20 protein-coding genes are annotated in these 20,814 nt (G+C 51.8%); 11 read left to right on the top strand and 9 right to left on the bottom strand.

Annotated features, from left to right (window positions below; all coding sequences use genetic code 11):
* Positions 1 to 3: 3 nt before the first annotated feature.
* The 3 genes from osmW to clcB all read left to right on the top strand — a co-directional run bounded on the left by osmW (position 4) and on the right by clcB (position 3,224).
* Positions 4 to 651: an osmoprotectant ABC transporter permease OsmW gene (osmW, locus tag QEN32_RS11555; protein WP_080222991.1), complete on the top strand. Its 648-nt coding sequence runs from the start codon at positions 4 to 6 to the stop codon at positions 649 to 651.
* Entirely contained in the window at positions 651 to 1,799 is a 1,149-nt protein-coding gene (gene osmV / locus QEN32_RS11560) for an osmoprotectant ABC transporter ATP-binding protein OsmV (protein ID WP_000593092.1), read from the top strand. The genes osmW and osmV overlap by 1 nt, the downstream gene beginning before the upstream one ends.
* A 135-nt stretch (positions 1,800 to 1,934) precedes the next feature.
* Positions 1,935 to 3,224: a voltage-gated ClC-type chloride channel ClcB gene (clcB, locus tag QEN32_RS11565; RefSeq protein WP_080232132.1), complete on the top strand. Its 1,290-nt coding sequence runs from the start codon at positions 1,935 to 1,937 to the stop codon at positions 3,222 to 3,224.
* Here the strand turns inward: clcB and bioD are convergent.
* From bioD to QEN32_RS11580, 3 genes are all read right to left on the bottom strand, one after another.
* Complete coding sequence (gene bioD / locus QEN32_RS11570; RefSeq protein ID WP_116804623.1) at positions 3,180 to 3,875, bottom strand: dethiobiotin synthase; 696 nt, start codon at positions 3,873 to 3,875, stop codon at positions 3,180 to 3,182. The two genes, clcB and bioD, sit on opposite strands and share 45 nt — an antisense overlap.
* Before the next feature lie 125 nt (positions 3,876 to 4,000).
* Entirely contained in the window at positions 4,001 to 5,221 is a 1,221-nt protein-coding gene (gene mlc / locus QEN32_RS11575; RefSeq protein ID WP_000225094.1) for a sugar metabolism global transcriptional regulator Mlc, read from the bottom strand.
* Between the two features lie 127 nt (positions 5,222 to 5,348).
* A complete protein-coding gene (locus QEN32_RS11580; protein WP_265322132.1) occupies positions 5,349 to 6,248 on the bottom strand; it encodes a LysR family transcriptional regulator in 900 nt (299 codons plus the stop codon).
* Positions 6,249 to 6,367: 119 nt separating this feature from the next.
* On the opposite strand from QEN32_RS11580, the gene QEN32_RS11585 reads away from it, so the two are divergent.
* On the top strand, positions 6,368 to 7,621 hold the full coding sequence (locus tag QEN32_RS11585; RefSeq protein ID WP_000091796.1) for an MFS transporter: 1,254 nt from the start codon (positions 6,368 to 6,370) through the stop codon (positions 7,619 to 7,621).
* Between the two features lie 66 nt (positions 7,622 to 7,687).
* Here the strand turns inward: QEN32_RS11585 and QEN32_RS11590 are convergent, their stop codons facing one another.
* Positions 7,688 to 7,780, bottom strand: coding sequence for a hypothetical protein (locus tag QEN32_RS11590; protein WP_001068154.1), 93 nt, complete (start codon positions 7,778 to 7,780; stop codon positions 7,688 to 7,690).
* A 236-nt stretch (positions 7,781 to 8,016) separates the two neighbouring features.
* Here QEN32_RS11590 and asr point away from each other — a divergent pair, with 236 nt between their 5' ends.
* On the top strand, positions 8,017 to 8,268 hold the full coding sequence (gene asr, locus QEN32_RS11595; RefSeq protein ID WP_000756315.1) for an acid resistance repetitive basic protein Asr: 252 nt from the start codon (positions 8,017 to 8,019) through the stop codon (positions 8,266 to 8,268).
* A gap of 268 nt (positions 8,269 to 8,536) precedes the next feature.
* Positions 8,537 to 9,358 carry a serine protease gene (locus QEN32_RS11600; protein ID WP_000549647.1) on the top strand — a complete coding sequence of 274 codons (822 nt, stop codon included), beginning with the start codon at positions 8,537 to 8,539 and terminating at the stop codon, positions 9,356 to 9,358.
* Between the two features lie 34 nt (positions 9,359 to 9,392).
* On the opposite strand, the gene mdtI is transcribed toward QEN32_RS11600, so the two are convergent.
* Positions 9,393 to 9,722: a multidrug/spermidine efflux SMR transporter subunit MdtI gene (mdtI, locus tag QEN32_RS11605; protein WP_001183821.1), complete on the bottom strand. Its 330-nt coding sequence runs from the start codon at positions 9,720 to 9,722 to the stop codon at positions 9,393 to 9,395.
* Positions 9,709 to 10,071: a multidrug/spermidine efflux SMR transporter subunit MdtJ gene (gene mdtJ / locus QEN32_RS11610; protein WP_000500278.1), complete on the bottom strand. Its 363-nt coding sequence runs from the start codon at positions 10,069 to 10,071 to the stop codon at positions 9,709 to 9,711. The genes mdtI and mdtJ overlap by 14 nt, the downstream gene beginning before the upstream one ends.
* Before the next feature lie 417 nt (positions 10,072 to 10,488).
* On the opposite strand from mdtJ, the gene QEN32_RS11615 reads away from it, so the two are divergent.
* The gene (locus tag QEN32_RS11615) at positions 10,489 to 11,523 is read left to right on the top strand and encodes an AI-2E family transporter (protein WP_001118268.1); all 1,035 of its coding nucleotides are present in this window, start codon (positions 10,489 to 10,491) and stop codon (positions 11,521 to 11,523) included.
* A gap of 174 nt (positions 11,524 to 11,697) precedes the next feature.
* Here QEN32_RS11615 and pntB read toward each other — a convergent pair whose 3' ends face one another.
* Together pntB and pntA are read right to left on the bottom strand one after the other, a co-directional pair.
* Complete coding sequence (gene pntB, locus QEN32_RS11620; protein ID WP_000014056.1) at positions 11,698 to 13,086, bottom strand: Re/Si-specific NAD(P)(+) transhydrogenase subunit beta; 1,389 nt, start codon at positions 13,084 to 13,086, stop codon at positions 11,698 to 11,700.
* Positions 13,087 to 13,096: 10 nt separating this feature from the next.
* Positions 13,097 to 14,626 carry a Re/Si-specific NAD(P)(+) transhydrogenase subunit alpha gene (gene pntA / locus QEN32_RS11625; protein ID WP_001219363.1) on the bottom strand — a complete coding sequence of 510 codons (1,530 nt, stop codon included), beginning with the start codon at positions 14,624 to 14,626 and terminating at the stop codon, positions 13,097 to 13,099.
* Positions 14,627 to 15,152: 526 nt separating this feature from the next.
* Here pntA and ydgH point away from each other — a divergent pair.
* Together ydgH and QEN32_RS11640 are read left to right on the top strand one after the other, a co-directional pair.
* Positions 15,153 to 16,097: a DUF1471 family protein YdgH gene (gene ydgH, locus QEN32_RS11635; RefSeq protein WP_000769294.1), complete on the top strand. Its 945-nt coding sequence runs from the start codon at positions 15,153 to 15,155 to the stop codon at positions 16,095 to 16,097.
* 298 nt (positions 16,098 to 16,395) lie between these two features.
* On the top strand, positions 16,396 to 17,778 hold the full coding sequence (locus QEN32_RS11640) for an amino acid permease (protein ID WP_265322133.1): 1,383 nt from the start codon (positions 16,396 to 16,398) through the stop codon (positions 17,776 to 17,778).
* Between the two features lie 59 nt (positions 17,779 to 17,837).
* Here QEN32_RS11640 and QEN32_RS11645 read toward each other — a convergent pair whose 3' ends face one another.
* Positions 17,838 to 18,173 carry a GlpM family protein gene (locus tag QEN32_RS11645; protein ID WP_000524877.1) on the bottom strand — a complete coding sequence of 112 codons (336 nt, stop codon included), beginning with the start codon at positions 18,171 to 18,173 and terminating at the stop codon, positions 17,838 to 17,840.
* A gap of 126 nt (positions 18,174 to 18,299) precedes the next feature.
* On the opposite strand from QEN32_RS11645, the gene rstA reads away from it, so the two are divergent.
* Entirely contained in the window at positions 18,300 to 19,031 is a 732-nt protein-coding gene (gene rstA / locus QEN32_RS11650; RefSeq protein ID WP_001080048.1) for a two-component system response regulator RstA, read from the top strand.
* A gap of 479 nt (positions 19,032 to 19,510) precedes the next feature.
* Positions 19,511 to 20,677: a porin OmpS2 gene (gene ompS2 / locus QEN32_RS11655; RefSeq protein ID WP_000824323.1), complete on the top strand. Its 1,167-nt coding sequence runs from the start codon at positions 19,511 to 19,513 to the stop codon at positions 20,675 to 20,677.
* Positions 20,678 to 20,814 lie beyond the last annotated feature (137 nt).

Below are 20,814 nucleotides of genomic sequence, written 5' to 3' on the forward strand. Positions count from 1 at the left end.
CCTATGGATACGATACATTATATGCTGGATAACGCAGGCTATCTCGCCAGCCTTACCTTTCAGCATCTCTGGCTGGTCGCGCTGGCCGTCGGTCTGGCGATTATCATCGGCGTACCGTTAGGCGTTGTGATTGTACGCCACAAATGGCTGGCAACGCCGGTATTGGGCGCCGCCACGCTACTTCTTACCATTCCGTCTATCGCGCTGTTTGGATTAATGATCCCGCTCTTTTCGCTGATCGGACATGGTATTGGCGTTCTGCCCGCCGTGACGGCCGTTTTTCTCTACTCTTTACTGCCGATTGTCCGTAATACCCATACTGCGCTTGATAGTTTGCCGCCCGGTCTGCGTGAAGCGGGACGCGGCATCGGTATGACTTTCTGGCAACGGCTGCGCTGGGTCGAAATCCCAATGGCCCTACCGGTTATTTTCGGGGGTATCCGCACCGCGGTAGTGATGAATATCGGCGTAATGGCGATTGCCGCGGTGATCGGCGCCGGCGGTCTGGGACTGCTACTGTTAAACGGCATTAGCGGCAGCGATATTCGCATGTTAATTGCCGGCGCGCTGATGATCTGTCTACTGGCGATTGTGCTTGACTGGCTGTTGCATCGTCTGCAAGTCGTACTGACACCTAAGGGGATACGATAATGATAAAACTGGAAAATCTCACCAAACAATTTGTACAGAAAAAGGGTCAGCCGCTAAAAGCCGTCGACAACGTCAACCTGAACGTGCCGGAAGGCGAAATGTGCGTCTTACTCGGTCCCTCCGGCTGCGGCAAAACCACCACGTTAAAGATGATCAACCGGCTGATCGCGCCCAGCAGCGGTAATATTCTTATCAACGGCGAGAATACCAACGATATGGATACGGTAACGCTACGCCGCAATATTGGGTATGTTATCCAACAAATCGGCCTGTTTCCTAATATGACGATTGAAGAAAATATTACCGTTGTGCCGCGCATGTTGGGTTGGGACAAAGCGCGCTGCAAGCAACGCGCCGAAGAGTTGATGGACATGGTGGCGCTGGATGCCAGAAAATTTCTGCATCGCTATCCAAAGGAGATGTCCGGGGGACAGCAACAGCGTATTGGCGTGATCCGCGCTCTGGCCGCCGATCCGCCGGTACTGCTGATGGATGAGCCCTTCGGCGCGGTGGACCCCATTAACCGCGAAGTGATCCAGAACCAGTTTCTGGATATGCAGCGTAAGCTAAAAAAGACCGTAATGCTGGTCAGCCATGATATCGACGAAGCGCTAAAGCTCGGCGACCGTATCGCCGTGTTCCGTCAGGGGCGAATTGTACAGTGCGCCAGTCCTGATGAACTGCTGGCCAAACCGGCTAACGAGTTTGTCGGGTCGTTTGTCGGTCAGGACAGAACGTTAAAGCGTTTGCTACTGGTCTCCGCAGGCGATGTGACCGACCAACAGCCAACCATTACCGCGCGGCCTTCCACGCCGTTAAGCGAGGCGTTCGGCATTATGGATGATCACGATATTCGCGCCATTACCGTCATTGACAACGACGGTAAGCCACTGGGATTTGTGAAGCGCCGGGAGGCGCGGAACGCCAGCGGAATCTGCGCCGATATCACCCATCCTTTCCGTATTACGGGCAAAGCGGAAGATAATCTGCGTATTGTGCTGTCCAGATTGTACGAAAGTAATACTAGCTGGATGCCGATCGTTGATGAAGACGGACGCTATAACGGTGAAATCTCTCAGGATTACATCGCCGATTATCTCAGCTCAGGCCGCACGCGTCGGGCGCTAAATATTCACGAAAACAGCTAACGCTGCCGCCGGATGGCCTCTCGCTATCCGGCAATATCATTATTGTACGCAATATTATATCGCACATAGTGCTTTTGCGTCTGACGCCATTTCCCCGCAGAATAGGCTATCCTGAAACTCCCTGTTTACCCGCTCATGCATCGTTTACACGCTTACCCGGATCTGCGAGCGATGTTTCGTCGCCTGCTGATCGCTACGCTCATCGGTATTCTCGCGGCGCTGGCTGTCGCCGCCTTCCGTCATGCGATGCAATTGCTGGAGTGGATTTTCCTGAGTAATGACACTGGCAGTCTGGTGAATGCGGCTGAGGGGCTTTCGCCCTGGCGACGGCTGATTACGCCGGCGCTTGGCGGCCTGGCCGCTGGTCTGTTGCTGTGGGGGTGGCAAAAAATGAACCAACAGCGCCCCCATGCGCCCACTGACTATATGGAAGCATTGCAAACCGACGGGCAATTTGACGTTGGCGCCAGTCTGGTGAAATCGCTGGCCTCGCTGCTGGTCGTGGTCAGCGGCAGCGCAATTGGTCGCGAAGGCGCAATGATCCTCCTCGCCGCGCTGGCGGCATCCAGCTTTGCCCGACGCTTCACGCCGCGTGAGGAATGGAAATTATGGATCGCCAGCGGCGCCGCTGCGGGCATGGCGGGCGCTTACCATGCGCCGCTGGCGGGCAGCCTGTTTATCGCGGAGATCCTGTTCGGTACCTTAATGCTGGCTTCCCTCGGCCCGGTTGTCGTTTCCGCCGTCGTCGCCCTGCTAACCACCCATGTATTAAACGGTAGCGATTCACTACTCTATACCGTACATCTGACCGTTGATCTCCACGCGCGGGAGTACGCCATGATAGTCAGTACCGGCCTGGTCGCCGGTCTGTGCGGCCCGTTGCTGATGTGGCTGATGACGGCCAGCCATAATAGTTTCTTACGTTTAAAACTGTCGCCGCCCTGGCAACTGGCGTTGGGCGGGCTTATTGTCGGATTACTGTCGTTACTCACGCCCACGGTATGGGGAAACGGCTATAGCGTCGTACAATCATTTTTGCTCTCCCCGCCGCTATTCTCGCTGATTGGCGGAATTTTTGCGTGCAAAATCCTGGCGGTGCTCGCCAGCAGCGGGTCTGGCGCGCCGGGCGGCGTCTTTACGCCAACATTATTTGTCGGATTATCCATTGGAATGTTTCTGGGTCGGATATGGGGATTCTGGCTGCCAGGCTCGGATGAAATAGCGATTTTATTGGGGCTGGCAGGTATGGCGACGCTACTGGCGGCGACAACCCATGCGCCGATAATGTCCACCCTGATGATTTGTGAAATGACCGGCGAGTATCAGTTACTCCCCGGTCTGCTGATTGCCTGTGTAGTCGCGTCAGTGCTCTCGCGAACGTTACGCCATGATTCTATCTACCGCCAGCACGCTGCCGAGCATTGACAAACGAATATACTTCCCCAGCTCACGCTGCTCGGCGCGCGGCAGGTACGGTAACTCGCCAATCAGCGGCGCTGGCAGTTTTTTCCCAAGCACATCAATAATTTCAGCATAATGCGCCAGGCCAGGATTGATACGATTCGCCACCCAACCAATTAATGGCAGTCCATCGTTAGCGACAGCTTGCGCAGTCAGTAGCGCATGATTAATGCACCCCTCCTGAATCCCTACCACCATCAATACCGGTAACTGTTCCTGTACCACCCATTCGGACAATGGACGTAAATCATTCATCAAACTACGCCAGCCGCCAGTACCCTCCACAACCACGTGGTCCACTTTATCGCTCAGGCTCGCCAGACCGTTGGACAGCAAGGTGTAATTTATAGGACAGCTATGCGCGACGCTGCTTTCTTCTTCGCTTAACGCGATCGGATTAATCGCCTCATACGGCAACTCCAGCGAAGAGACGCTTTGCAATACCAGCGCATCTTTGTTGCGCATTCCTTCTGGAGTCTCTTTGCTCCCTTTAGCGACAGGTTTATACCCTGCAACGCTCTTACCACCCGACGCTAACGCTTGTAGTAATGCGCGGGAAACCACCGTCTTCCCAACAGAAGTGTCTGTACCTGTAATAAAGAAACGCTTCAGCATCACTAACTCCACCGTTATGCTTCGAAAATATAAGCCAGGAAAATAATACAGTGGAGAAAGTCTAAGATATGGCAAGGGCAATCAGCTTGAGTTAGCGCAAATTTTTGTACAACAGTTAAAAAATGTTAACCCTGTAATAGACGAATCAACAAAGAGCCGTTATACATCGCGTCTTTTACCAACGCCGCCCCGGCCATCGTGCCCTGGTTGGTAAACTGCGTGCTTTCCACTACCGTATTCCTACTGTAGGCGGGCAGCGCCTGCTGACGGATACTGTCAGCAATGGCCGGAAAAAGTATATCAGCCGCTTTACTTAGCGGCGAACCAATAAGAATTTTTTGCGGATTAAATAAATTCACCATGATAGCCAGAATGCGTCCGACATGCGCGCCAACGCCGCTAATAATATCTTTTGCTAATAGATCTCCCTGCATCGCCGCCTGACACAGTGAATCTACCGTTAACGGCTGGCCGTGCAACATTGAACTCATCGACTGATTAAGCCGAAGCTGCGTAAGTTCCAGCACGCTATCGACGCTGGCGATGGTCTCCAGACAGCCATGATTACCGCAATAACAGCGCTTACCATAAGGATCGACCTGGGTATGCCCAATCTCTACCAGACTGCTACTGCCCGCATGAAGCAAATGACCGTCGGTGATAACGCCCGCCCCCACATTATGATCAATCACCACCTGGATAACGTCGCGCGCGCCGCGTGAGGCGCCAAAAAGCGCCTCTGCCATCGTCCAGGCGCTAATATCATGCTGAATGTAAACCGGTACGCCGGTGTGCCGCTCCAGCGCATCTCCCAAAGGCATCTCTTTGACATCTTCGTAATACGGCATCCGGTGCACAACGCCGTTTTCGGTATCGATAATGCCCGGTAACGTAATGGCAATAGAGGTCAGACGCTCCAGTTTCTGCTGATGGCGGGTAAAAAACCGATCAACGTGCGTAATAATTCGCTCAAGCAACGGCGTGGCTTCGGTTAACGGCAGCGGCAGACACTCTTCTACCACCAGTTTGCTGCTAAGATCGCGTAGCGCAAGGAAAATTTCGCCACGGCTAATACGAATAGATAAATAGTGCCAGGCCTCCGTTTCCACCATCAGCCCGACGGCGGGACGTCCACGACTGCCCGCCTCTTTAATTTCAAGTTCCTGAACCAAATGCGCTTCCAGCATTTCGCGAACAATTTTCGTAATACTGGCAGGCGCCAACTGCGCCAGACGAGACAGGTCAATTCGCGATACCGGTCCGAGCTGATCAATCAGGCGATACACTGCGCCAGCATTGGTCTGCTTAATTTGATCGATATGCCCAGGCTGACTATCAGCAACCACCGCTCACTCCCTTTATTTTCGCGCTCCGAAATAATCTGTGTGCTATGGTGAAACACTTCAATACTCGCCGTCAACTTTTTGCTTAGCCGTGTGATTAACTGCACATTTTCACCCTTTTTAAGCGTAATTAATCCCGTCGGGCAGCCAGTAATAGCTGTTGGCAAAACCGCTGTACGGCATGGCTCTGTTCATGATGCTTTGGCCATACCAGCCACATTTCAGATACGGCGTCCTCTTCCGCCAGGGGAACCCAGCGCATCTCGCTCATCTGTACACGCTTAAAGGATGCCGGCAGAATCGAGACGCCCAGCCCCGCCGCCACCAGACCGATAATGGTCATTGCCTCGCCAACCTCCTGCGTGATGGTCGGCGACAGGTTATAGCGCCGCATCAGGCCGAGAATATCGTCGTAGAGGCCCGTCCCGACATGCGGATCGAAAAAGACGAAAGGTTCTTCCGCCAGTTCTGTCAGACTGACGACCGGCTTTTGCGCCAGCCGATGTTCGCGCGGGATCATGGCCATAAGCGGCTCATGCAAAATCACCTCGCGATTAAGTGTGTCGGGCAGCGGCGTATTCCGCAGCAAGCCAATATCCAGTACGCCTTCGTTGAGCGGCGCGATTTGCTCACGCGTATTCATTTCACGCGTTTGCATATGCACCCCCGGATAGGACTGGCGGAACAGCGAAAAGGTATGCGATACCGCCCGAATAAAAGGCGCTGAAGACGTAAAGCCAATACGGATTTCTCCCGCTTCGCCCTGATGCAGCCGCTCGGCGCGAGCGGCGGCGTCGTTTACCAGACTCAGGATGTGTCGGCTGTCCACCAGAAACTGTCGCCCGGCGGCGGTTAACGCTACGCTGCGGTTGGTCCGCGCCAGTAATCGCGCGCCGACCTGCTGCTCCAGAATTTGTATCTGCTGACTGAGCGGCGGCTGCGAGATATTGAGGCGCGCGGCGGCACGACCAAAATGCAGCTCTTCTGCTACCGCCACAAAGTAACGTAAATGACGTAATTCGATATTCATATTTTTAACGTCTTATTTGAGACAATTAATATATTAGACAGAATATTTTGCTTTTTCTATGCTTTACATGTCGGTTATACCCGTCTCCTGTTGACGGAGATGTAAAGCAAGGATTTAACGTGAGTCGTACAACTATTCTCGATGACGCCACGGCGAGCGATATCGATGAACAACGCCATTCTCAGCCGGTTCAATTTATTAAACGCGGTACAGCGCCTTTCATGCGCGTCACGCTGGCCCTTTTTTCCGCAGGCCTGGCGACTTTCGCGCTCCTTTATTGCGTTCAGCCTATACTACCGGTACTTTCCCAGGAGTTTGGCGTCTCCCCCGCCAGCAGCAGCGTTTCACTTTCTATTTCTACCGCCATGCTGGCTATCGGCTTGCTTTTTACCGGCCCGCTTTCTGATGCGATAGGCCGTAAACCGGTGATGGTCACCGCGTTGTTATTAGCTTCCTGCTGCACATTGTTATCAACCATGATGACCAGCTGGCATGGTATTCTGATTATGCGTGCGCTGATCGGTCTGTCGTTAAGCGGCGTCGCCGCGGTGGGAATGACCTACCTGAGTGAAGAAATCCATCCCAGCTTTGTCGCTTTCTCCATGGGGCTCTATATTAGCGGTAATTCCATCGGCGGGATGAGCGGGCGTTTATTAAGCGGCGTCATGACCGACTTTTTTAACTGGCGCATCGCGCTGGCGGCCATCGGATGCTTTGCGCTTGCGTCCGCGCTGATGTTCTGGAAGATTTTACCCGCCTCGCAACATTTCCGTCCCACGTCGCTACGGCCTAAAACGCTATTTATTAATTTCCGTCTCCACTGGCGCGATCGGGGGTTACCTCTGCTGTTTGCAGAAGGTTTTTTACTGATGGGCGCGTTCGTCACCCTGTTTAACTACATTGGTTATCGCCTGATGCTCTCCCCCTGGGAATTAAGCCAGGCCGTGGTCGGACTGTTATCCGTAGCCTATCTCACCGGCACATGGAGCTCGCCGAAAGCTGGCGCCATGACCTCACGCTATGGCCGGGGGCCGGTGATGCTGTTCTCTACCGCAGTAATGCTGGGCGGGCTTTTACTGACGCTTTTTACCTCGCTTTGGCTGATTTTTGCCGGGATGCTGCTTTTTTCCGCCGGCTTTTTCGCCGCGCACTCCGTGGCCAGTAGTTGGATTGGCCCGCGTGCGCGCCGGGCGAAGGGACAGGCCTCGTCACTTTATCTTTTCAGCTATTATCTGGGGTCCAGTATCGCCGGGACGCTAGGCGGCGTATTCTGGCATAGTTACGGCTGGAACGGCGTAGGCGGTTTTATCGCGCTAATGCTGGTGCTGGCCATCCTGGTCGGGACGCGGTTACATCATCGTCTTCACGCCTGAAAAGAAATAATCCGGCGATAGCAACGTGCGCTATCGCCGGGCTGGTTTCACGCCACGACTCACTGTTCACCATAGACCTGTCAGGCTTGATACGCCCATAACTTCTCTGATTGCATCCAGCGCCAGAAGCGTAAATACCACCCAGATTATCGGATTCATATACGGTGTGCCTGTTATTCTGGAGGGCGGATATTACCGACTCTGCGACCAAAAATAACGGCCGGTAACGTAAAGCTACCTATTATGGTGGGGGCTGACATCGCGTTACCGGGGGGATTGTACATAGCGTTACATGCCGAAACCAATCACTCACGGAAGCCTTTTGATAACAGCGATATAGTCATTTCACCGGCCCCGCAGTGGGGTTGAATGAAAACCAAATCGAGGGTATCAAAATGAAAAAAGTATTAGCTCTGGTTGTTGCCGCTGCAATGGGTCTCTCTTCCGCAGCATTCGCGGCTGAGACTGCAACGCCTGCGAAAACCGCAACGCCTGCCAAAACAACCCAGAACACCCAGCACCACAAAAAACAGCATAAAAAAACCGTTGAGCAAAAAGCGCAGGCGGCTAAAAAGCACCAGAAAAAAGATGGCAAAAAAGCCCCAGCCAAATCTACGTCAAAAACAACTTCGCAGCCGGCTGCGTAAGTCGTAACATGCTGCGGCGCGCCCCCGCGCCCGTTTTTACGGCGCTAAATTGTTCTGGTTTAGCGCCGCCTTCCGGGAGGGCAAAAAAGTGTCTCGCTACCGCTTTGAGCTCATTCTTATCGTGCTTATTTTATGCGCCGTTATTGCCACGCATTTCTATCTTTCCTGAGTGTAGTTATCTGATTTTACTCCCACTTTCTTACCGTCACGTCTATAGTAGTACTGAGGGTTTGTTGTTAATAATCATAATTACCCACCAGAGTGTGATATGCATAAAACCATTGCTGTATTACTGGGCATAGTGTGTTTTTTACCGGTTATGGCGAAAGCCAGGGGGGCTGAAACAGACGCCACGGATGCCAGCGACGTCAAAACGCTTTTTTTTAACCATGACGATCGGGTGCCCGTCGCCGATCCTACCCAATCGCCGTGGGATGCCATCGGGCAACTAGAGACCGCCAGCGGTAATTTGTGTACGGCAACACTTATCTCCCCGCATATCGCCCTGACAGCAGGTCACTGCCTGCTAACGCCACCGAAAGGAAAACCAGACAAGGCGGTTGCGCTGCGTTTTGTGGCGCGAAAAGGAGTATGGCGCTATGAAATCCACGGCATTGAAGGCCGCGTTGAACCGTCGCTGGGCCGACGCCTGAAAGCGGATGGCGATGGCTGGATTGTGCCGCCTGCCGCGGCAAGCTGGGATTTTGGTCTGATAATATTGCGCTACCCACCTTCCGGTATCACGCCAGTGCCTTTATTTACCGGCGATAAAGCGGCGCTCACTGCGGCGTTGAAAGCCGCAGACCGAAAAGTCACGCAGTCTGGTTATCCGGAAGATCATCTGAATGCGCTCTATTCCCATCAGGATTGCGTCGTGACCGGCTGGGCGCAGAATGCCGTACTCTCACACCAGTGCGACACGTTACCTGGCGACAGCGGCTCGCCGTTATTATTGCACACGGATAGCGGATGGCAGCTCATTGGCGTACAAAGCTCCGCCCCTGCGGCTAAAGATCGCTGGCGCGCCGATAACCGCGCTATATCCGTCACCGGCTTTCGCGATAAGCTGAAAGCCCTGGCGCAGGACTAATACGCGAATCGCTGCCTGACCGGCAGCGATCGTCTCAGGCAAATTTTATCATGACCATTCCGGCGAGCAGCAATATCACGCCAACCCAGCCTTTGGGGTTTAAGCGCTGGCCGAAGAGCACCCAGCCCGCCGCCAGCGTGGCGGCAATACCAAAACCGCCCCATAACGCATACGCCACCGACAGGTCTATCCCTTTTACCGCCTGGGAAAGCGCGCTGAAGGCGGCCAGAACAGCGGCAAGCGATAAGATGCCATAGCATTTACGGCGAAAGCCGTCCGAAAATTTCAACAGTACGTTAGCCGCGATTTCCAGCATTATTGCCAGCCCAAGCCAGGCGCCGTGTATCCATTCAAATTGTTGCACGAGTCGCCTCCTTCACCGGTTTGCCGGGTTTACGCGTCCCTGATTTGATCAATACGATGCCAGCGACCAGCGTCAGCAAGCCGGCTATCTTCATGGTTGATAATGCTTCATCAAATAGCAGCACGCTAAAAATGGTAATAAATAAAATGCCGATCCCTTCCCATAAGGCATACGCTACACCCAGGGCAATCTTTTTTACCGCAAAAGAAAGAAATATATATGACAGCGTGATCATCACCAGCATTAAAATAAAACCCGCATTGCCATTACCCACGCTAGCCCATTTCATTGAGAGCGTGCCGGTAATTTCAGTCGCGATAGCCAGAGCTAATAAAATCCAGTAAAACATGACACTTCTCCTGCATGAGAATATACTCTTTCGAGTCTGCTGCACGCAGCAAACTAAAAAATAAAATCAGTTAGCACAGCGCATTGCGCCAGCTCAGGCAGAAGTGAGAGACTAAAGTGCGTTACGCCAGTGCTGCTCGCCGATAAGCAGGAAAAAGGAGGTAGAGTGAAGATGCGTTTGCGTGGAGAAAAAAGCGCTGAACATATTGTCCATAATATTACAATTATCCGCAGTGTTGCTTCTCGTCATCGCGGATGATAATTGTCCTCGGTAGTTGAACACGCCTGATTTGTATCATAAGCCAGGAATTAACTCAAAATATTTTCACTTCTTTACCTGAAGTGTTTGATTTTAACCAGAACAGGTCGACCGACATCACATTATTATTCGTGTCGGCATCAGAAAACAGGGACTGATATGGCAAAACCGATCATCACGCTCAATGGTCTAAAAATCGTCATTATGCTGGGAATGCTGGTAGTTATTCTGAGCGGTATCCGCTTCGCCGCAGATATCATTGTTCCCTTTATTTTGGCGTTATTTATTGCAGTCGTTCTCAATCCCGTTGTGCAACGGATGACCCGATGCCGAATTCCGCGCGTTATCGCAGTATCATTGCTCATTGTGATTATTGTTATGTTAATGGTACTGCTACTGGCCTATTTGGGGACATCATTAAATGAACTGGCTCGTACCCTACCGCAATATCGCTCCTCATTGGTGATACCGTTGCAACGTATTGAACCGTGGTTACAGCGAGCAGGCATTGGCGTGTCGGTTGATGAGCTGGCGAAATATATCGATCCAAACGCCGCCATGACTCTGGTAACGAACCTGCTCACCCAACTGTCCAATGCCATGTCGTCCATCTTTTTATTGTTATTGACCGTGGTATTTATGCTGCTGGAGGTTCCACAATTGCCTGAAAAACTGCAGCAGATGATGAGCCGCCCGGTAGAAGGTATGGCGGCAATTCAACGCGCGCTTGATAGCGTTTCCCATTATCTGGTGTTAAAAACAGCGATCAGTATCGTGACGGGGCTGGTCGCATGGGGAATGCTGGCCGCGCTGGATGTCCGCTTCGCCTTTGTCTGGGGTCTACTGGCCTTCGCGCTGAACTATATCCCTAATATTGGATCGGTGCTCGCTGCCCTGCCGCCCATTATTCAGGTGCTGGTATTTAACGGGTTTTATGATGCGCTGCTGGTGCTGGCAGGCTATCTGCTGATTAATCTGGTCTTCGGCAATATCCTTGAGCCACGAATTATGGGACGTGGTTTAGGCCTTTCAACCTTAGTGGTATTTTTGTCGTTAATTTTCTGGGGCTGGCTATTAGGTCCGGTGGGCATGTTGCTCTCCGTTCCGTTAACCATCATTGTCAAAATCGCCCTCGAACAGACCACCGGCGGGCAGAGTATCGCCGTTCTGCTTAGCGATTTAAACAAAAGATAAAATGCAATACATACACAAAATCATTCAAGATGCATCGCGGCGGCAAGGGAAGAAATCCCCGGGAGCATAGATAACGATGTGACCGGGGTTTCTGAGCGCAGCCAACAAAGAGACAGCTTAAAGGATGAAGTGTATAAAAACGGCCTCCGAAGAGGCCGCCGCACGTTTAAAAGATTAAAGCGCTTTCAGAATCGCATCCACGCTGGCTTTGGCATCGCCAAACAGCATTTGCGTATTCTCTTTAAAGAACAGCGGGTTCTGCACGCCAGCATAACCAGTATTCATTGAACGCTTAAAGACCACGACATTCTGTGCTTTCCACACTTCGAGAACCGGCATACCGGCGATCGGGCTGCGGGGATCGTCTTGCGCCGCCGGGTTCACCGTATCGTTCGCGCCAATCACCAGCACGGTATCGGTATCGGCGAAATCATCGTTGATCTCATCCATTTCCAGCACGATGTCATAAGGCACTTTCGCCTCCGCCAACAGCACGTTCATATGCCCCGGCAGGCGACCCGCCACCGGATGAATGCCGAAACGCACGTTGATACCGCGTGCACGCAGTTTTTCGGTGATTTCCGCCACCGGATACTGCGCCTGCGCCACCGCCATCCCGTACCCCGGCGTAATAATGACGGAGTGGGAGTTTTTCAGCATCTCAGCGGTCTCTTCCGCCGTGATTTCGCGATGTTCGCCAGCTTCCTGATCGTCGCCCGTTGAGGAGCCGTCAGTACCGAACCCACCAGCAATAACGCTGATGAAAGAGCGGTTCATCGCTTTACACATAATGTAAGACAGGATCGCACCTGATGAACCGACCAGCGCGCCGGTCACAATCAGCAAATCGTTGCTCAACATGAAGCCAGCCGCCGCGGCAGCCCAACCGGAATAGGAGTTCAGCATTGAAACAACCACCGGCATGTCCGCCCCACCGATAGAAGCGACCAGATGCCAACCAAACGCCAGCGCGATAATGGTCATCAGCAGCAGCGCCAGAACCTGTAGACCCACGCTTTCGGTACGAACAAAAACCAGCAGCAACAGGAAAGAAACAACCAGCGCCGCCAGGTTCATTTTGTGACGGTTAGGCAACATCAACGGCTTAGAAGAGATTTTGCCGCGCAGTTTACCAAACGCTACGATCGATCCAGTGAAAGTGACTGCGCCAATAAAGATACCGAGGAAGACTTCGGTCAGATGGATATTCACCAGCACCGGCGCCAGACTGGCGTCATGGTACAGATAGCTGTTAAAACCAACCAGTACCGCCGCCAGGCCCACGAAACTGTGCAGAATCGCGACCAGCTCCGGCATCTCGGTCATCTCAACTTTTTTCGCCATGCGGATGCCAATCGCGCCGCCAATAATCATGGCGACCAGAATCCATGCTACGTTGCCGGTATCCGGCCCGAAAATGGTCGCCAGCAACGCGATCGCCATCCCGGCAATACCGAAGTTATTCCCCTGGCGGGACGTTTCATGCTTTGAAAGCCCGGCAAGGCTGAAAATAAACAGGATCGCGGCAACAATGTATGCAGCTGTAACTAATCCTCCAGACATGTGTTACCCCTTAGTTTTTCCGGAACATTTTCAGCATACGCTGAGTCACGGTGAAGCCACCGAAAATATTAATGCTGGCGATAAGCACCGCGATAAAGCTCAGGAAGCTGACCCAGCCGCCCTGACCAATTTGCAATAATGCCCCGACAACAATAATCCCTGAAATTGCGTTGGTCACCGACATTAATGGCGTATGAAGCGCATGAGACACGTTCCACACCACGTAATAACCAACCACGCAGGCGAGCGCAAACACGGTAAAATGGCCGAGGAACTCTTTTGGCGCGACATCGGCCAGCCAGCCAAAAAGAATGATCGCCAGCGCCATTAACGCATACTTCCGCCAGGGTGAAGCGGGCTTTTCCGGCTCTTTTGGCGCAGGTGCTACTTTAGGCGCGGCCTGTGGCTGCGCGGAAACCTGGATTGGCGGCGCAGGCCAGGTAATGTCGCCGTCGCGAATCACCGTCACGCCACGGATCACGACATCGTCAAAATCCACGTCAATATTGCCGTCTTTCTCTTTGCACAGCAGCTTCAGCAGGTTAACCAGGTTGGTGCCATAAAGCTGGGATGACTGCGTCGGCAAACGCCCCGGTAGATCGGTGTAGCCAATCACTTTTACGCCATTGTCCGTCGTCACAACCTGATTAGCGACGGTATATTCGCAGTTACCGCCATTCTGCGCGGCCAGGTCGACAATCACGCTGCCGGCCTTCATAGAATCGACCATATCGCGGGTAATCAGCTTCGGCGCTGGTTTGCCCGGAATCAACGCGGTGGTAACGATGATATCGACTTCTTTGGCTTGGGCGGCAAAGAGCGCCATTTCCGCTTTGATAAACGCCTCGGACATCACTTTGGCGTAACCATCGCCGCTACCGGCTTCCTCTTTAAAATCCAGTTCGAGGAACTCAGCCCCCATACTCTGGACCTGCTCTTTGACTTCAGGACGAGTGTCAAACGCGCGGACAATCGCCCCCAGGCTGTTTGCCGCGCCGATAGCCGCAAGACCGGCAACGCCCGCGCCAATCACCATCACCTTCGCCGGCGGCACTTTCCCGGCGGCGGTGATTTGGCCGGTAAAGAAGCGCCCAAATTCATGCGCGGCCTCTACAATGGCGCGATAACCCGCGATATTCGCCATTGAGCTTAACGCGTCGAGCGACTGCGCGCGGGAAATACGCGGCACGGAGTCCATCGCCATCACCGTAACCTTACGTTCGGCAAGTTTCTCCATTAACCCAGGATTTTGCGCAGGCCAGATAAAACTGACCAGCGTAGTCCCGGGGTTCAGTAAAGCGATTTCCTCTTCTTCAGGCGCATTAACCTTGAGAATAATTTCCGACTGCCAGATAGCATTGCCGTCGACAATATCCGCGCCAGCCTGCGCAAACGCTTTGTCGTCAAAACTTGCCAGTTGACCCGCCCCGCTTTCGATAGCGACGCTAAACCCCAGCTTCAGTAGCTGCTCTACCGTTTTCGGCGTCGCAGCGACACGGGTTTCATTGGGTAACCGCTCTTTTGGTATGCCAATTCGCATAAATGTTCCCTTCCATCGGTATTTTTGATGATGGTTTGTCAGTAAGCGCGAGAAGCGTACGCCTGCCCGCGTTTGAGGTAAATGTTACCCCAGCAGAATAAAACCGTTACAAACTCTCTATAACCTACTGAAAATAACGCCTGTGATCTAGCGCCAAAAAACAGAATTTTTTATCAAATTTGCAAAACATGAACGATTCAGCCGCTAAGCAGCCATAATGCCTTGAAAATGGCCTGCGAGGGCTGATAATTCGCTCAAATTTGACAGCAAAACATCATTAAACCCCTGGCGCGATCAAGAAATTAACATTAAATTAACTTATTAAATTTATGCGCTTCATTAGCTTAGCCGCCCGGACGCCGTTTTTTTCGACATATCGGTAAATGTTATCATCAAAGATAGGATACATGACACGATGCGTGAAAAATCCCGCAGACATCCATATGGTTTAAATGCAATAATCAGCCACGTTTCTAGTCAATAACAATACCAGTACCTGGTTTGCGCAAGGCGAAGGATTATTTTTATGAAGCTTAAGAACACTCTCCTGGCGTCGGCTCTGCTTTCTGCGGCTGCTTTTTCTGTCCATGCAGCAACAGAACTGACGCCGGAGCAAGCGGCTGCACTAAAACCTTATGACCGCATCGTTATTACCGGTCGTTTTAATGCTATTGGCGATGCGGTCTCCGCCGTGTCCCGCCGCGCAGATAAAGAAGGCGCAGCCTCCTTCTATGTTGTCGACACCTCGGAGTTCGGCAACAGTGGTAACTGGCGTGTTGTGGCGGACGTGTATAAAGCCGACGCGCCGAAAGCCGACGCGCCCAAAAATCGTGTCATTAATGGCATCGTGGAATTACCGAAAGACCAGGCCGTACAATTAGAACCGTATGACACCGTCACCGTTCAGGGCTTCTACCGTAGCCAGCCGGAAGTTAACGATGCCATTACGAAAGCGGCGAAACAAAAAGGCGCATACGCTTTCTATATTGTTCGTCAGATAGATGCAAATCAGGGCGGAAACCAGCGCATCACTGCATTTATCTATAAACAAGATGCGAAAAAACGCATCGTCCAGAGCCCGGACGCTATTCCGGCAGACTCTGAAGCTGGCCGCGCCGCGCTGGCTCAGGGCGGTGAAGCTGCGAAGAAAGTCGAAATTCCAGGCGTCGCCACGTCAGCCTCGCCGAGCGCCGAAGTAGGCCGTTTCTTCGAAACGCAATCCTCCAAAGGTGGGCGTTACACTGTCACACTTCCGGATGGCACAAAAGTTGAGGAACTGAATAAAGCGACGGCTGCGATGATGGTGCCTTTCGACAGCGTTAAGTTCACCGGCAACTACGGCAATATGACAGAAATCTCCTATCAGGTCGCCAAACGAGCGGCGAAGAAAGGCGCTAAGTATTATCATATTACGCGTCAGTGGCAGGAGCGCGGCAATAACATCACCATCAGCGCCGACCTCTATAAATAAGGCGCGCGTCGCCATCAGGCTTTCTCGCCGGATGGCGGCATACCTGCCTTATCAGGCCTACACGATCGTTCAACGGTAGGCCTGATAAGCCGCCATCCGGCACTTTCTCGCGGGATGCCAGTTCCGTCAAATATCGCGATGAATCTCACTTTTCGCTTTTTTGGCGATAAATCTTATCCAGGCCGTTGCATGCGGTCCCTTCTCTCCGTAAAATCCCGCGCCTTAGTGGCTTTCACCATTTTTATGCGTTTTGCCATAATAATTATTCTTCCAATTTCATTTTTATAGCTGGATACCAATGGAAAAAAAACTGGGACTGAGCGCGCTGACCGCGCTGGTTTTAAGCTCAATGCTTGGCGCAGGTGTTTTCAGCCTGCCCCAGAATATGGCCGCCGTTGCCAGTCCGGCTGCGTTGTTAATTGGCTGGGCCATTACCGGCGTGGGGATACTCTTACTGGCATTCACCATGTTAATCCTTACACGCATTCGCTCCGAGCTTGACGGCGGTATCTTTACTTACGCCCGCGAAGGCTTCGGCGAACTGATTGGCTTTTGTTCTGCCTGGGGCTATTGGCTGTGCGCGGTCATCGCCAACGTATCCTATTTGGTTATCGTTTTTTCAGCGCTGAGTTTCTTTACCGATACGCCTGCGCTGCGTCTGTTTGGCGACGGTAATACCTGGCAGGCTATTGTCGGCGCTTCAGTCCTGCTCTGGATTGTCCATTTCCTCATCCTGCGCGGCGTACAAACGGCAGCCAGCATCAATCTGGTCGCGACTCTGGCGAAACTGTTGCCGCTCGGCGCGTTTATTGTGCTGGCTATCATGATGTTCAAACTGGATACCTTCACACTGGACTTCACCGGTGTTGAACTCGGTATTCCCGTATGGGAACAGGTCAAGAACACCATGCTTATTACGCTGTGGGTGTTTATTGGCGTTGAAGGCGCCGTCGTCGTCTCGGCCCGAGCGAAAAATAAACGCGATGTAGGCCGCGCCACGCTACTGGCAGTACTCGCAGCGCTGGGAATATATCTCCTGGTCACGCTGCTTTCTCTTGGCGTTCTGGCGCGTCCGGAACTGGCGGAGATGCGCAACCCGTCGATGGCCGGTCTGATGGTGAAAATGATGGGGCCGTGGGGAGAAATTATTATTGCAGCGGGACTGATTGTGTCTGTCTGCGGGGCTTATCTAAGCTGGACTATCATGGCGGCGGAGGTGCCGTTTCTGGCGGCAGCCTATAAATCCTTCCCGGGCATCTTCGCGCGACAAAATGCGCAAGGCGCGCCTTCTGCGTCGTTATGGCTCACCAATATCTGTGTGCAAATCTGTCTGGTGCTGATCTGGCTGACCGGTTCGGACTACAACACACTATTGACGATTGCGTCAGAAATGATTCTGGTGCCCTACTTTCTGGTCGGCGCATTTCTGCTGAAGATTGCAACGCGTCCCCTCCATCGGGCGGTCGGTATCGGAGCCTGTATTTATGGCTTATGGTTGTTATACGCGTCGGGTCCCATGCACCTGCTGCTGTCCGTCGTGCTGTACGCGCCTGGATTACTGGTTTTCCTGTATGCGCGTCGGACGCACAAGCATGACAACGTATTAAATCGTCAGGAAGTCGTGCTGATTGGTTTATTGCTGGTCGCGGCGGTTCCGGCTACGTGGATGCTGGTAGGTTAACCCCCCCCATCGTAATATCCGTCTGTATTACGATGGGGAAACCACGGTCTTTGCCAATATTAATGCCATTTAATCCAGCAAAAAATCAGCAGCCACGCGCTTAGCCCCCAGCAGACCACCGCACCGCCAAGCGCGACGGGCAGGCGCATCACGCCGCTGAAATACCATAGCGTTGCAAGATAAATGAAATAAGGAATGATCGACCACATGCTAAAGACGATGGTGGTACGCATCGCGTCGATGCCCCGCTCGCTGGCCACGATATAGTGCGCGATAAGCGCAAACGTTGGAAACAGAGGAATTAATCCGGCGATATAATAATTTTTCGTTTTTGACAGCAGACCAATCAATACGACGACCAGCGCCCCCAGGGCAGCTTTAATCACGAGTCCCATTACCTTGCCTTAACACGCTAATAACAACAGCGTGTAGCATAACGGAACCGCTCTCGTTTAGAAAAGATTTATGGAAGGGAAAACAGAGGCGGTGTATGTTGGCGTTTTCTATTCTCCATTTATAATATGAACCGCATTGTATTTGTTGAAGACGACGCTGAAGTGGGTTCTCTCATTGCCGCTTATCTGGCGAAACATGATATTGATGTCATTGTTGAGCCGCGTGGTGACCGGGCGGAGGATCTTATCCTCACCACTCAGCCCGATCTGGTTTTACTGGATATTATGCTTCCAGGTAAAGATGGCATGACGATATGCCGCGATTTACGCCACCGCTGGCAAGGCCCGATTGTCCTGCTCACCTCGCTGGACAGTGATATGAATCATATTCTGGCGCTGGAGATGGGCGCCTGCGACTACATCCTCAAAACCACGCCTCCGGCCGTTTTGCTGGCGCGTCTGCGCTTACACCTGCGGCAAAGCGAACAAACGCAACAGGCAAAAAGTCTTCAGGAGAGCGCGCTTACGCCGCATAAAGCGCTGCGTTTTGGCGCGTTAACCATCGATCCCCTTAACCGGGCGGTCCAGCTCAACGGCGATTTCATATCGCTCTCCACCGCCGATTTTGAATTGCTCTGGGAACTGGCGACACACGCCGGACAAATTATGGATCGCGACGCGTTGCTAAAAACGCTGCGCGGCGTCAATTATGATGGTCTGGATCGCAGCGTGGATGTAGCGATTTCCCGCCTGCGTAAGAAACTGCTGGATAGCGCTGCTGAGCCCTATCGTATAAAGACCATTCGCAATAAAGGCTATCTTTTTGCCCCTCATGCCTGGGACGAAACGACGGGATAAGTTAGCCGACAGATTTTACCTGCCTTTATCAAGTCATAGTGGCGATGCTCATCACCGCCACTGTTCAAAAAACAGACATTGTATAAATGGATGCTATTTTTATTAGTCGGAACAGCCCCTTTATTACCGTTTTCTCTGCGTTGCGGTTCATGATTACGTCTTTTTCGCTCAAGAAAATTAAATTAAAAAAACTCGAAGCCAGTTCACAAAATTGATAACAGAATGTCTGCCCGCCGCTATATTGCCATCTTTTTTCGCAAATTGTGAAATCAAACAAATCACAACCATGAATATATAATAACAAATATATTCACCATAAATATATGCGTTTCCGATAGTAACTTTTGTATTAATTAATAACATATAAGAAAAGTTAGCATTTGCTGAAATAATATTATTCAGATTAGGATGCCTTTGATTCAACGAATCTGTAGAAGTTCAATCTTTTGCAAATAAGTTAAGTTTTTAAGGATAAAAAAATGAAAAGAAAAGTATTGGCACTTGTCATCCCGGCTCTGCTGGCTGCTGGCGCAGCACACGCCGCTGAAATTTATAACAAAGACGGCAACAAACTGGACCTTTACGGGAAAGTAGACGGCCTGCACTATTTCTCTGATGACTCTTCTAAAGATGGCGATCAGACCTATATGCGTGTCGGCTTTAAAGGCGAAACGCAGATTAACGACCAACTGACCGGTTACGGCCAGTGGGAATATAACGTTCAGGCTAACACTACCGAAGGCGAAGGCGCTAATTCCTGGACTCGTCTGGCATTCGCCGGCCTGAAATTCGGCGACTACGGCTCATTCGACTATGGTCGTAACTACGGCGTCCTGTACGACGTAGAAGGCTGGACCGATATGCTGCCTGAGTTCGGCGGCGACTCCTATACTTACGCTGACAACTACATGACCGGTCGTGCTAACGGCGTGGCCACCTACCGTAACACTGATTTCTTCGGTCTGGTAGACGGTCTGAACTTCGCGTTGCAATATCAGGGTAAAAATGAAAGCCAAAGCGCTGACGATGTAAATATCGGTACCAATAACCGTAATAATGGCGACGATATTCGTTACGATAACGGTGATGGCTTCGGTATTTCTACTACCTATGATATTGGTATGGGCTTCAGCGCAGGCGCTGCATATACCACTTCCGATCGTACTAATGAGCAAGTCAATGCTAGCAGCACGATTGCTGGCCGCACGATTGCTGGCGGCGACAAAGCGGATGCATGGACAGCTGGCTTGAAATATGATGCCAACAACATCTATTTAGCGACTATGTATTCTGAAACCCGTAATATGACGCCTTATGGTAAAACGGACAAGGGTTATGATGGCGGCGTAGCAAACAAAACGCAAAACTTCGAAGTTACAGCCCAATATCAATTTGATTTCGGTCTGCGCCCGGCGGTTTCTTTCCTGATGTCTAAAGGTAAAGATCTGACCTATAACAACGTTAATGGCGATGATAAAGACCTGGTTAAATATGCTGATGTAGGTGCTACCTACTATTTCAACAAAAACTTCTCCACCTATGTTGATTATAAAATCAACCTGCTGGATGATGACGACCCGTTCTATAAAGATGCCGGTATCAGCACTGATGATATCGTCGCGCTGGGTATGGTTTACCAGTTCTAATTATTCATTAATTCTTCTCAAGCCCGCCGTTTCGGCGGGCTTTTCTTTTTTCATTACCACCGTTCTAAAAACAGAACGCACTGTTCCCTGGGCACAGATTGAACAATTCTTGTTCGCTCTCTATGGTTTGCTTATCG

This window comes from Salmonella sp. SA14318, assembly GCF_029866905.1.
Classification (GTDB): domain Bacteria; phylum Pseudomonadota; class Gammaproteobacteria; order Enterobacterales; family Enterobacteriaceae; genus Salmonella; species Salmonella enterica.